The sequence below is a fragment of the Reella acinonychis genome (assembly GCF_052828705.1).
Genome location: NZ_CM128256.1, coordinates 804,639 through 818,034, shown reverse-complemented (window position 1 = coordinate 818,034; position 13,396 = coordinate 804,639). Strand labels below are relative to the sequence as shown.

11 protein-coding genes are annotated in these 13,396 nt (G+C 38.8%); all 11 read right to left on the bottom strand.

The genetic code is table 11. The annotated features are described in order from the left end of the window. Window positions 1-5: 5 nt before the first annotated feature. Window positions 6-1,199 (bottom strand): cell division protein FtsZ, encoded by a 1,194-nt coding sequence (gene ftsZ / locus ACUXZ4_RS03975; protein ID WP_464973747.1) that lies wholly within the window; start codon window positions 1,197-1,199, stop codon window positions 6-8. 82 nt (window positions 1,200-1,281) lie between these two features. Continuing rightward, on the bottom strand, window positions 1,282-2,574 hold the full coding sequence (gene ftsA / locus ACUXZ4_RS03970) for a cell division protein FtsA (protein WP_464973746.1): 1,293 nt from the start codon (window positions 2,572-2,574) through the stop codon (window positions 1,282-1,284). 27 nt (window positions 2,575-2,601) lie between these two features. Beyond that, entirely contained in the window at window positions 2,602-3,372 is a 771-nt protein-coding gene (locus ACUXZ4_RS03965) for a cell division protein FtsQ/DivIB (RefSeq protein ID WP_464973745.1), read from the bottom strand. After that, window positions 3,372-4,295, bottom strand: a complete 924-nt coding sequence (locus ACUXZ4_RS03960) for a D-alanine--D-alanine ligase (protein WP_464973744.1) — start codon at window positions 4,293-4,295, stop codon at window positions 3,372-3,374. The genes ACUXZ4_RS03965 and ACUXZ4_RS03960 overlap by 1 nt, the downstream gene beginning before the upstream one ends. A 41-nt stretch (window positions 4,296-4,336) precedes the next feature. Continuing rightward, window positions 4,337-5,767, bottom strand: coding sequence for a UDP-N-acetylmuramate--L-alanine ligase (gene murC / locus ACUXZ4_RS03955; protein ID WP_464973743.1), 1,431 nt, complete (start codon window positions 5,765-5,767; stop codon window positions 4,337-4,339). A gap of 24 nt (window positions 5,768-5,791) precedes the next feature. Beyond that, window positions 5,792-6,862, bottom strand: a complete 1,071-nt coding sequence (gene murG, locus ACUXZ4_RS03950) for an undecaprenyldiphospho-muramoylpentapeptide beta-N-acetylglucosaminyltransferase (RefSeq protein ID WP_464973742.1) — start codon at window positions 6,860-6,862, stop codon at window positions 5,792-5,794. Between the two features lie 7 nt (window positions 6,863-6,869). Further along, a complete protein-coding gene (ftsW, locus tag ACUXZ4_RS03945) occupies window positions 6,870-8,060 on the bottom strand; it encodes a putative lipid II flippase FtsW (protein ID WP_464973741.1) in 1,191 nt (396 codons plus the stop codon). Between the two features lie 12 nt (window positions 8,061-8,072). Then, a complete protein-coding gene (gene murD / locus ACUXZ4_RS03940) occupies window positions 8,073-9,380 on the bottom strand; it encodes a UDP-N-acetylmuramoyl-L-alanine--D-glutamate ligase (protein ID WP_464973740.1) in 1,308 nt (435 codons plus the stop codon). A gap of 34 nt (window positions 9,381-9,414) precedes the next feature. Then, complete coding sequence (gene mraY / locus ACUXZ4_RS03935) at window positions 9,415-10,497, bottom strand: phospho-N-acetylmuramoyl-pentapeptide-transferase (RefSeq protein ID WP_464973739.1); 1,083 nt, start codon at window positions 10,495-10,497, stop codon at window positions 9,415-9,417. A gap of 2 nt (window positions 10,498-10,499) precedes the next feature. Continuing rightward, entirely contained in the window at window positions 10,500-11,888 is a 1,389-nt protein-coding gene (murF, locus tag ACUXZ4_RS03930; protein ID WP_464973738.1) for a UDP-N-acetylmuramoyl-tripeptide--D-alanyl-D-alanine ligase, read from the bottom strand. Window positions 11,889-11,919: 31 nt separating this feature from the next. Beyond that, window positions 11,920-13,389 (bottom strand): UDP-N-acetylmuramoyl-L-alanyl-D-glutamate--2,6-diaminopimelate ligase, encoded by a 1,470-nt coding sequence (gene murE, locus ACUXZ4_RS03925; RefSeq protein ID WP_464973737.1) that lies wholly within the window; start codon window positions 13,387-13,389, stop codon window positions 11,920-11,922. Between the last annotated feature and the right edge of the window lie 7 nt (window positions 13,390-13,396).

Below are 13,396 nucleotides of genomic sequence, written 5' to 3'. Positions count from 1 at the left end.
TTATATTAGTTATTATTCCCACGTAAGAATGCAGGTTTAAAAATATCATTGTTGCCTAGGCTAGTTGGCTTCTTCAACACTTCTGGCACATCCTGAGCTACTCTATTCTCCACTTGACTTGGAGTGTCTTGAGGAATACGCGGAGGTGGTTGAATTTGACTAACAGGTTCATCATCACCAATTCCTGTTGCAACAATAGTCACTCGAATTTCATCTACCATTTCTGGTACTAAAGTCGTACCAACAACCACAGTCGCATCTTCAGATGCAAAAGCACGAATGGTATCACCCACTGTATAGAATTCATCTAAACCTAAATCCATGCCAGAAGTAATATTTACTAACACACCTTTCGCACCTGAGAGATCAACATCTTCAAGTAATGGACTTGCAACTGCTTCTTGCGCTGCTTTTTCTGCTCGACCATCGCTTGGTGAACCTTGAGCAATACCTGCCCCCATCATTGCACGTCCCATTTCAGACATAACGGTACGTACGTCCGCAAAGTCCACGTTAATTAAACCTGGAGAGGTAATCATATCTGAAATACCACTTACCGCATTACGTAAGATATCATTTACCGCAGAGAATGCTTGAACTAATGTTGTATTTTTACCTAATACTTTTAATAATTTTTCGTTAGGAATAATAATTAACGAATCCACATGTTTAGATAATTCTTTAATACCTAATTCAGCAAACGCCATGCGTTTTTTACCTTCAAAAGAGAAAGGTTTTGTCACTACAGCAACAGTAAGAATACCAAGTTCTCTCGCTACTTGCGCCACGATAGGAGCAGCACCTGTACCTGTACCACCGCCCATACCAGCAGCAATAAATACCATATCAGCACCTTCTAACATATTACGGATAGCGTCCTGATCATCTTCAGCTGCTTGACGCCCCACATTAGGGTTTGCACCAGCCCCTAATCCTCGGGTTGTATTGGCACCAATTTGAACTGTTTGTTGAACCTTACTTTTACGTAACGCTTGAGCGTCAGTATTGACTGCATAGAAAATAATTTCCCCATGCTCATCACTAATCATAGTATCTTCACCAAGAAGGACACCGCCGTTGTTGAGCATATTATCAACCATGTGGTTTACAGCATTACCGCCACCACCGCCAACACCGACAACTTTGATCAGCGTGCGACCGACTTCATCATCAAAATCATATTGTACAGGTTCAAACATTTGTATTCTCCGTAATGCTAGGCGCCCTAACATTTAAATTATTCTAAAATTCTTCCTATTGTAGATGAAAAAGCAGAAATTATCAAAATTCTGATTTCACTTTATTCAAAATTTTCTTAATTCCACCCCAAGTTTTGCCTAAAATACCGTCTTCATTCACAGAGGGTCCAAAAATTGGTGCATCTTCTTCATTGTTATAAAAACTATACTGTAATAAACCAAGCACTGTTGCATATTGAGGTTTATTAACATAATCAGTCAACCCAGCAATATTTTTAGGGTAGCCGATACGAACATGAGAGCCAAAAATTTCACTCGCACATTTAGCGATTTGATCCATATTTGAAGAACCACCCGTAAGTACTACACCAGCAATAAGGTCTGCTTTCACGCCTTTTGCAATTAATTCATGGCGTAATTTTACTAATTCATTTTGCACTACACGTAAAAAATCGCTATAACATCTTGATGTTACATCCACAATTTGTGCTTTTGTAAAGGTACGAGAGGCAGTTCCGCCTAACCCCATTACTTCGACTCTCTTCTTAGCAAATTGTTCCGCTAAATCTTCATTTGGTTTGACCGCACTTCCATAGGTAATTTTAATATTTTCCGCTTCACCACGAGAAGTCGTTAAACTTTGCGCTACATAATCTGTAATATCATTACCACCATAAGGGACAACCTTGCTGTAACGTAATGCACCGTTGGTGTAAACCATGATATTCATGGAGCCACCACCGAAATCGATCATACAAACACCAAGATCTTTATCTTCTTCATCAAGCACAGAATAAGTTGATGCTAAGCCTGAAAAGACAATTTGATCCACTTTCAAACCGCACATTTCAACGGCTTTTTGTAAATTATTTAACCAAGCTTGATGACAACCAATTAAATGTGCTTGCGCAGTTAAACGGACACCTTGTAAACCCAATGGATTTTTAATATTTTGTTGCTTATCTACTGAGTATTCCTGTGGAATCACATGCAATAAGGATAAACCTTCAGGTAATTTTACTGAACTTGCTGTATGCATAGCAGAATCGATTTCGTCTTGTGTCACTTCATTATCAACAATTGGCACAAAACCACTTTCGTTTAAACTCTGAATATGCTCGCCTGAAATAGACAGAGTAACAGAAATAATTTGGCAATCAGCAACAGCTTCCGCATTTTCAATCGCACGCTGAATAGATTTCACAACAGCATTAAGATCAGTGATATTACCTTTATCAATGCCTTTCGATGGACAACTGCCATAGCCCAACACATTAATAACACCATCACTCAAGACTTCACCTACAATAGCCACAACTTTTGAGGTGCCGACTTCTAATCCTACAACCATTTTTGAATCTACGATTTTTGCCATTTTATCACTTCACTATTCTATTCTTATTTAACGTGCATCAGTAAAATTTACCGCTGCGCCAACTTTATATCTTAAATCAACATAGTTAATTTTTTTATTCTCAGGTACTTCAATTTGTGGAAAGATAGTCACAAAACGATCAATCTTACTTTTCCACTCGCCTTTTCCTAATTTGAGAATAATATCATTATCTAGCATGACCTCCCAAGAGCCACGTTCGTCAATGGATAATGTTTTTAAATTTAACGCTTTATCCTTCAGATCTGCGTAAATTTTATGCCAAGCTTCTAAAACAACCGCACTTTGATAATCAGGTCCAAACAAACGCGGCATATCCGTTTTGGTCAATTTATCAAAAGGTAATTGAAAAATTGTGCCATCGCTAGACAATAACTGATCCTTATTCCAATAAGCAATAGGCATATATTCGGAAACAATCACGCTCACTTTATCAGGCCAAATCTTGCGCACAACCGCCCCCTTAATCCAAGGCATCATTTCAATTTGTTGGCGCACTTTATTCACATCTTGTCCAAAGAAACCTTTGAGCTCAAGCATACTTAGAATACGATCTCGAATATCCGCATGGGTAGTATATTGCGGTTTACCTAATAAAGCGAAAGAACTAATTGGGCGATCATCCAGTTTTTCTAACCAACTATTCCAGTTTGCATAAACATAATAAGCCATAACGCAAGAAAACAATAATAACAATGGTTTTACTTGAATAATATTTTTCCATTCAAAATGCGGTAACTTAATACTGCTTTGTTTTGGTTTATGCTTAATTACAGCCATTAAACACTCAACTCCAAAATTCGTTCAACAAGCTGTTCAAATGAATATCCTACTGTTGCTGCTGATTTTGGAAATAAACTATGACTTGTCATGCCCGGCGTTGTATTCACTTCTACTAAACGAAAACGACCTTGTGCGTCTGTCATCACATCAATACGGCTCCAACCACGACAACCAACCACATCATAAGCTCGTTTCACTAAGGTTTTTAATTCTTGCCAACGTTCCTCACTTAAAGGCATTGGGCAAATGTATTTTGTGTTATCTGAAATATATTTAGCATTATAATCATAAAATTCGCCTTCAGGTACGATCTGTACCGCAGGCAACACTTCGCCACCTAAAACTGGCACCGTCAATTCGTCACCGGCCAACCATTCTTCGATTAGCACCGTATCATCATGCTGCAAAGCAATATCGACAGCCTGTTTTAATTCGGTTACAGCCTTAACTTTAGTCAAGCCAACACTTGAACCTTCGCGAGATGGTTTCACCATTAAAGGTAAACCTAAACGCGCTACCACAGCTTCAGGATCTAAAGAAAGCGCGGTGTCTTTTGTGACAATTTCCATATCCGCAATAGGCAAACCAAAACCTTTCCACAACATTTTTGTGCGCATTTTGTCCATGGTTAATGCCGAAGTCATCACACCACAGCCGGTATAAGGTAAACCAATTTGTTCTAAAACTCCTTGCACAACACCATCTTCACCACCACGTCCATGCAAAATATTAAAAGCGCGGTCAAATCCTTGTTGTTTTAATGTCGCTACTTCCACTTCTTTTGGATCAATTGGATGAGCATCGTAACCTTGGTTACGCAAAGCATCTAATACCGCAGCACCAGAATTTAATGACACATCTCGTTCAGCAGAAGTTCCGCCTAATAATACTGCGATTTTTTGTTGTTTTAATTGTTTCATTTTTATTAATCCTGAATTATCGATTCACTAAGCGCGGTCTATTACGCTTTACTCCATTGTTCTGCTAATTGACGAGAAAGTTTGGTCACATTGCCAGCACCTTGCGACAAAATCAAATCGCCATCTTGTAAAACTTGATCCATAATTTCTGCTAGCTGATTATGATCAGCTACAAAGATTGGATCAACTTTGCCTAAATTGCGGATGGAACGAGCTAAAGAACGGCTATCCGCCCCAGCAATAGGTTGCTCGCCAGCCGCATACACATCTAATAAAATCAGCGCATCGACTTGTGATAACACTTGTACAAAGTCGTCAAATAAATCTCGAGTGCGCGAATAACGATGTGGTTGGAAAATCATCACAATGCGTTTATCAGTCCAACCAGAGCGAGCCGCTTGAATAGTCACGCCCACTTCTGTTGGGTGATGACCATAATCATCCACCAACATCACTTTTCCATTTGGACGAATAAATTCACCCAATTGATCGAAACGACGACCTGCACCTTGGAAATCCGCTAAAGCAGCTAAAATCGCTACATTATCAATGCCTTCTTCTTTTGCTACCGCTAAAGCAGCTGTAGCATTTAACGCATTGTGTTTTCCAGGTACATTGAGCAATACGTTAATGCGCTCGCCAGTTGGCGTAACCACATCATAATGTCCCTGAAAACCAGTTTGTTCATAATTTTCAATACGATAATCTGCTTTTTCGCTAAAACCATAAGTAATCACTTGGCGTCCCACTTGAGGCACTAAATCCATTAGCACATTATCATCCGCACACATAACAGCTAAACCATAAAATGGTAAATTATGTAAGAAATTCACATAAGTGCGTTTCATTTCTTCAAAATCGCCATGGTAAGTTTCCATATGATCTGGCTCAATGTTAGTCACCACAGAAACCATTGGCTGTAAATGTAGGAAAGAAGCATCACTTTCATCTGCTTCTGCAATTAAATAACGGCTTGCACCTAAATACGCATTAGTGCCTGCGGATTTGACTAAACCACCATTAACGAAAGTTGGATCTAATCCTGCTTGAGTATAAATCATTGAGATCATTGCCGTTGTTGTGGTTTTGCCATGTGTTCCCGCAATAGCAATACCATGACGGAAACGCATAATTTCTGCTAACATTTGCGCGCGTTGAATGACAGGAATGCGCTTTTCATGTGCCGCAACCACTTCCACATTATCTTGTTTAATGGCACTTGAAACTACTACAACACTCGCATTAAGCACATTTTCCGCTTGATGAGAAAAATAAATCTTTGCACCTAAAGAAATTAAACGATTTGTCACCGCACTTTCTGCAATATCAGAACCTGTTACGGTATAGCCTTCATTCAATAGCACTTCAGCAATACCGCCCATCCCTGCACCGCCAATTCCCACAAAATGAATTTGTTTTACGCGGCGCATACTTGGCACTGCCTGTCTAATTTTTTCTTGTCGTTGTTTCATTTATTTTCTCACTTTATTTACTCGTTAGTTCGCATTCGCCATAATCACTTCTGCTACGCGTTGTGCAGAATGAGGCGTAGCCATAGCTTTCGCTCGCTCTGCCATCTGTAACAATTTCTCACGATCTAACTGATTAATTAAATCCACCAAAATATCTGCATTTAAATCAGCCTGTTCTACAATCTTAGCCGCACCTACATCAGCCAAATATTTGGCGTTCAAATACTGTTGTCTGTCTTTGTGTCGGAACGGAACAAAAATCGCAGGCGTTCCCACCGCAGCTAATTCACAGACTGTTAAAGCACCAGAACGGCAAATAACTAAATCAGCCCAAGCATAAGCCTCAGCCATATTGTCAATAAATTCGGTAATTTTAACCGCACTTTTGCTTTGTTCATCGTAAAGTGATTCTACCATTTCTACCGCGTTAGCACCAACTTGATGGCGAACTTCTAATTTATCCGCTAAACGAGCAACCACTTGAGGAATGCATTGATTTAAAACGCGTGCGCCCTGACTTCCTCCTACTACTAATAATTTTAATCTACCTTCTGATTGTACAAAACGTTGCTGTGGTTCTGGCATTGTAAATAATTCAGCACGCACTGGATTCCCTACGACTTCTGCTTGTTGAAAAGCAGTTGGAAAAGCTTGTAACACTGATTTTGCAATTTTGGCTAACCAACGATTCGTTAAGCCAGCTACTGCGTTTTGCTCATGTAGAATGACTGGCACGCCACAAAGTTTTGCCGCAATGCCACCCGGTCCTGAAACATATCCCCCCATCCCTAAAACCGCATGTGGTTTGTAATCTTTAATAATTTCTCTTGCTTGTAATACTGCTTTGGTAATGGCAAATGGTGCTTTTAATAAGGCTTTTATTCCTTTGCCACGTAACCCTGAAATTTGAATAAATTTAATCGGAATACCATGTTTGGGCACAAGCTGTGCTTCCATACGGTCTGCGGTACCAAGCCAACAAATTTCCCACCCCTGTTGCTGTAAATACAGTGCAACAGCAATAGCTGGAAACACATGTCCACCAGTGCCTCCAGCCATAACTAATAAACGTTTTTTTTCTGAATTATTTTGCATAATTTACTTAATCATCCCTTAATCGAGCTTGTCCGCCTCTCATTAGGCGATTTTCGTGATCAATACGTAACAAGATCGCAATACTTATCGACATAATAATCAAACTTGAACCACCATAACTCACTAAAGGAAAAGTTAATCCTTTAGTTGGTAGCAAACCTAACGCCATACCTAAATTGACAAAGCCTTGGAAGAAGATCCAAAAGCTGATACCAAAAGCAAAGAATCCTTTAAAACGTTGTTCTAGCAAGAGAGACTCTTTACCAATTTTCATGGCTTTGAAAATAAGTAGCGCTAATAAAAATACAATAAATAATACGCCAAGTAAGCCAAACTCTTCGCCAACCACTGCCATAACAAAGTCAGTATGGGCTTCAGGTAAATATTCCAATTTTTGAATTGAGTTACCTAGCCCTTCGCCCGTAAATTCGCCACGTCCAAACGCCATTAAGGAATTTGATAACTGGAAACCTTTACCATAAGGATCTTTAAAAGGTTCCATAAAACTAGTCATACGATCGATACGATAAGGCGAGCTCAATACGAGTACAATAAAAAGAAAAATACCAAGAACAATCAAACCTAAAAATTGTAAGAAATGCGCACCAACAATAAAGAGTAAGCCAAAAGTAATCACAAATAATACAATGGTACTGCCTAAATCGGGTTGTTTTAATAAGAATAGTCCGAATAAACCGACTACGAGAAAAGGTTTTACAGAACTTAACTTACGACTACGCACTTCATTGTAACGACGGGTAAAATAACCCGCTAAAAAACAAATCAGTGCTAATTTAACAAATTCAGCAGGCTGGAATTGGATAATACCCAATGGAATCCAACGGCGCGCTCCATTTATGCTTTTACCAATTCCCGGGATGGCTACTAAAATAAGCAGCGCAAGAGCAATAAAGAAAATATGTACATGCCATTTCTGCCAACGATCCATTGGAATTTTCATAAAGAAATAACAGGTAAAAATAGAAACGGCGATATAAGCCGCATCTCGTTTAGCAAAATAAAAAGCGTCATTATGCAGTCTTGAACCCACAGGAATTGAAGCCGAAGTTACCGCAATTAACCCAACTAATAACAAAATAACAAATAACCACATTAAAGTGCGATCATAAAGTAAATTATTTGGGGTCATAGTTGCCCAACGGCGATAATCTTCTTTGATATTTTCAATAAACTGCATTCAATCACCTAATTAAGCTAATTTAGCTAAACGTGTAAATTCATCGCCTCGCTGCTCAAAACAACTAAATTGATCTAGGCTAGCGCAAGCCGGCGATAATAAAACAATATCCCCTGATTGTAATGTAGGGCGCAATGCGTTAATGGCTTGCTCCATCGTGTCAAATAATTGGCTTTGTTGTGATAATTTCGCTAATTCAGCACCATCTTGTCCAAAGCAATAGCAGAAAATATGAGGTTGATTCACTAATTCTTTGAGCTCAGAGAAATCAGCTTGTTTGCCATCACCACCCAATAATAAATGCAATTTACCCTTCACTTGCAATCCTGTTAAAGCCGCAACAGTACTGCCCACATTAGTGGCTTTACTGTCATTGATCCAACGAATGCCATTATTAAAATATGCTAACTGGAAGCGGTGATCCAAACCAGAGAACGTACGAAGTGCGGTTAAAATTCCGTTATTTTTTACCCCAGCCGCTTTCACTAATGCAATGGCTGCTAGCGCATTCATGTAGTTATGACGCCCCACTAATTTCACTTCATCACAAGGTAAAATCACTTCATCTTTTGCCATTAAATATTGCTGACCATTTTCTGTTTTCAGCCAATAATCAGCATTATTTTCAGCGAAACTCACTTGATATTTAGCACTTTGTTTATCATCTTCTTTAGTTAATAAATCTTCGTTATTAATCACCGCAGTTTCTGCATTATGGTAAATTTTTAACTTCGCTTGACGATAATCTTCTAAATCCTCATAGCGATTCATATGATCTTCACTAATATTTAATACGGTGGCAGATTTCGCTTTTAAACTGTAAGTGGTTTCTAACTGGAAACTAGATAGCTCTAACACATAAAGGTCATAATCGTCATTTAATAAAGACAACGCAGGAATACCAATATTACCACCCATACCAACGCGTAAGCCATCAGCTTTTGCCATTTCCGTTGCTAAAGTCGTTACCGTACTTTTGCCATTCGATCCCGTAATAGCAATAATTGGTTTATCAGCTTCACGACAAAATAATTCAATATCGCCGACCACTTCAACGCCTGCATTAAGTGCGGTCTGAATTTCCGGTGTTTTTACAGCTAATCCAGGACTAATGACGATTAAATCACTCTCCAATAACCATTGTTGATTTAAACCGCCTGTATGTAATGGAATATCTTGCCCTAATTGTTCAGCGCCAGCTGGGGTTGTTCTCGTATCAATCACACGAATTTGGGCTTGTTTTTTACGCAGGAAATCCACACAAGATAAGCCTGTTTTACCTAAACCAATTACGGTAACTTTTTTATTTTGATATTCCATAATATTCTCTTATTTATTCAGCAGTTAATTTCAATTAACGTAGTTTCAACGTAATCAAACCAAGCAATACAAGCATTAAAGAAATAATCCAGAAACGGATGATAACGCGAGGTTCTGGCCAGCCTTTTAATTCATAATGGTGATGAATCGGCGCCATACGGAATATACGTTTTTTGCGTAATTTGTAAGAGCCAACTTGTAAAATCACCGATAGGGTTTCCATAACAAACACACCGCCCATGATCACCAATAAAAACTCTTGGCGAACTAATACTGCGATAGTACCTAAAGCACCACCTAGTGCAAGAGAACCCACATCACCCATAAAAACTTGAGCAGGATAAGTATTAAACCAGAGGAAACCTAAACCCGCTCCAACAATAGCAGTACAGAAAATAACCAGCTCTGCACTATATTTCACATAGGGAATATACAAATATTTAGCAAATTCAATATTCCCTGTTGCCCAAGCAATTAAAGCAAAGGCCGCAGCAACCAATACAGTAGGCATGATCGCTAATCCATCTAAACCATCGGTAAGATTAACTGCATTACTGGTTCCTACAATAACAAAATAGGCTAACAGAATATAAAACAAACCTAATTGTGGCATGATTTCTTTGAAGAATGGCACCACTAAACGCGTCGCATCGGTGTCTTTCCCCACAATGTACATACCAATTACTGCAATCAATGCAATAACAGATAGCCAAAAATATTTCCAACGCGCAATTAAACCATCAGTATTTTTATATTTAATTTTGCGATAATCATCCACAAAACCAACAGCACCATAGCCAAGCAATACAAACAGGCTAAACCAAATGTAAGGATTACTTAAATCACCCCATAATAATGTACTTACCGTAATGGTAAACAAAATCATCAAACCACCCATTGTTGGTGTGCCGCGTTTTTGGAAATGACTTTCGGGCCCATCATTACGCACTTCTTGTCCAAATTTAAAAATTTGTAGACGACGAATCATTTTTGGACCAATCCATAATGATAATAAAAGTGCGGTTAATAATGCTAATGTGGCTCGCACAGAAAGATATGAAATAACATGGAACCCACTAAAATATTGCTCCAAATAAGAAGCTAGCCAAACTAACATAGTTAATTATCCTTCCCAAAATGATTTTTTAACATCTCAATAATCTCTTCCATTTTCTGACTACGCGATCCCTTCGCTAATAAAACAACACGTTGATGATGTGCTAATTTTTCTTCAATAATTTGTGTCAAATGTTTTGCCATTTCTGCTTTATCGACAAAATGCTGTCCAAAACAAGCTGCAGAAATCACCGTACTTTGTTGACCAAAACTAGCCACAAAATCCAATTTCGCCATAGAGGCATGCTCAGCGACTTCCTGATGACAAAGTTGTGTATTTTCGCCTAATTCTGCCATATCGCCAACAACTAAAATGCGAAACGCTTGATATTTTGCTAGCACATCAATTGCTGATTTCATTGATACCACATTCGCATTATAGGTATCATCTAATAATAAAAGATTCTGGCAAGGCTCAACTGGATATAAACGTCCTTTTACTTGCGATTTTTGCTCTAATCCTGCTTTTACATCATCAAGGGTTGCACCAACATTCATCGCTAAGGCAGCAGCAGCTAATGCATTACTTACATTATGTTCGCCTAAATAAGGTAAATTAATCTGAATTTGACCTTGTGGACTATGTAAAACAAAATGAGATCCAGTTTCTGACATCTGAACATCAGTGGCATAAAAATCAGCTTGCGAATTATCCGCAGAAAACGATTGCACTTCATGTTCTGCAATCTCTTTTTCCCACATAGATAAATACTGGCAATTTAAATTCACAATGGCTTTGCCCTTTTCTGCTAAGCCACGATAAATTTCGCCTTTTGCTTGAGCAACGCCTTCAATAGAACCAAAACCTTCTAAATGCGCGGCAGCAACATTATTTACTAACGCCACATTAGGACGCACCAACTCGGTGGTATAAGCAATTTCACCTTGATGATTTGCCCCTAACTCAATGACTGCAAATTGATGTTGTGGCTCAAGGCGCAATAAAGTCAGAGGCACGCCAATATCATTATTAAAATTACCGTTGGTAAATAAAACTTTGTCAAAATCCACCGCAGTTTTTTGTAAAATCGACGCTGTCATTTCTTTGACCGTTGTTTTACCTGAAGACCCTGTCATCGCGACGGTCAACGGATTCATCTCAGCTTTTAACCATTGTGCCAAACGTCCTAAAGCCAATCGGGTATCTTGAACAATTAATTGTGGTACTTGAATATCGCATTGTTTTTCTACCACAACAGCAACATTGCCTTGCTCAACCGCTTTATCCAAATAATTGTGTGCATCAAACTTCTCGCCTTTTAAAGCAAAAAACAAACTGTGTTTTGTTGATTGGCGCGTATCTGTGCTGACATTTTCAACTTCAACATCATCTTGCCCAATTAATTTGGCTTCTAAAATTTCGACCAGTTTTTTTATACTTAGTTTAATCATTTTTTTATATCTTATTTAATTCTATGTCATATTAGGCTAAATATTGACGAGCTGTTTCTTGATCAGAGAAATGCAGTTTTTCCGTACCAATAATCTGATAATCCTCATGCCCTTTGCCAGCAACTAAAATCACGTCATTTTGATCCGCACTTTTAATCGCTGTTTCAATCGCTTTTGCACGATTGTGAATAATTTGCACTTGTTCTTTATTGGTAAAACCCGCAACAATATCTTGCATAATTTTTGTCGGATCTTCTGTACGAGGATTATCATCCGTTGCAATCACGTTATCGGATAACTGTTCGGCAATCTGCGCCATCAATGGTCGTTTGCCATTATCCCGATCACCACCACAACCAAAAATACACCACAGTTTACCATGGCAATGTAATCTTGCTGCAGCTAACGCTTTTTCCAATGCATCTGGTGTATGGGCATAATCCACGATCACTGTTGGCTTATTGGTAGCAGTAATCATTTCCATACGACCACAAACACCAGTCAATTTTGAAACGGTTTGAATAAGCTCCTGTAATGGATAGCCTAAAACGAGCAAGGTCGCCATCACAACCATTAAGTTACTCACATTAAAAGCACCGATTAAATGGCTTTCTAAGTTGCCATCGCCCCAACTTGAAGAAAACTGAATTTGCGCGCCTTTATTGGTAAAAGAAACCGCGGTGGATTTTAACCAATTTTTATGCGAAGGTTGATAATCAGAATTTGTACTGACTGCAACCGCATGTGGTAATTCTGCTAACCAGCTGGCGCCAATTTCATCATCAGCATTGATCACTTGATGCTTAGAAGACAAATCCGTAAACAAGCGTTTCTTCGCTAAGGCGTATTCTTCCATACTGCCATGATAATCCAAATGATCACGACTTAAATTGGTAAATAATGCGGCGGAAAATTGCAACGCTTCCACTCGATGTTGCACTAAGCCATGAGATGACACTTCGATAGCTGCAAAATCAGCGCCCTGTTTCAAAAAACTTGCTAGTGACGCTTGGATTTCAATGGCTGATCCTGTTGTATTATTAGCCGGTTGCACTTGCCCAAATAAACCATTCCCAATGGTCCCCATGACTGCTGGGGTTTTACCTAAAAGTTGTGTCCATTGGGCTAATAATTGTGCAATGGTGGTTTTGCCATTGGTACCTGTGACGCCAACTAAGGTCATTTTTCGAGATGGGTGTTGATAAAAATGATCAGCAATTTCAGAGAGATGTGGCGATAAATTTAAATAAGAAATAATCGGAACATTATCTTGCCAAGTATATTGTAAATGTTCACTAGCATGTTCTGTTTCTTGTAATACAGCGCTTGCACCATTTGAAATAGCTTGGGGAATAAATTGACGACCATCAACGGAATGGCCTTTTATAGCAACGAAAAGACAGCCGGTCTTTACACAACGGCTGTCTAATGTCATATCGGTGAGTGAAATAGAATCTAGCAACGCCAGTTTTTCACCCCAAAGTGCGGTGAGTTTTTTCATTATTTTC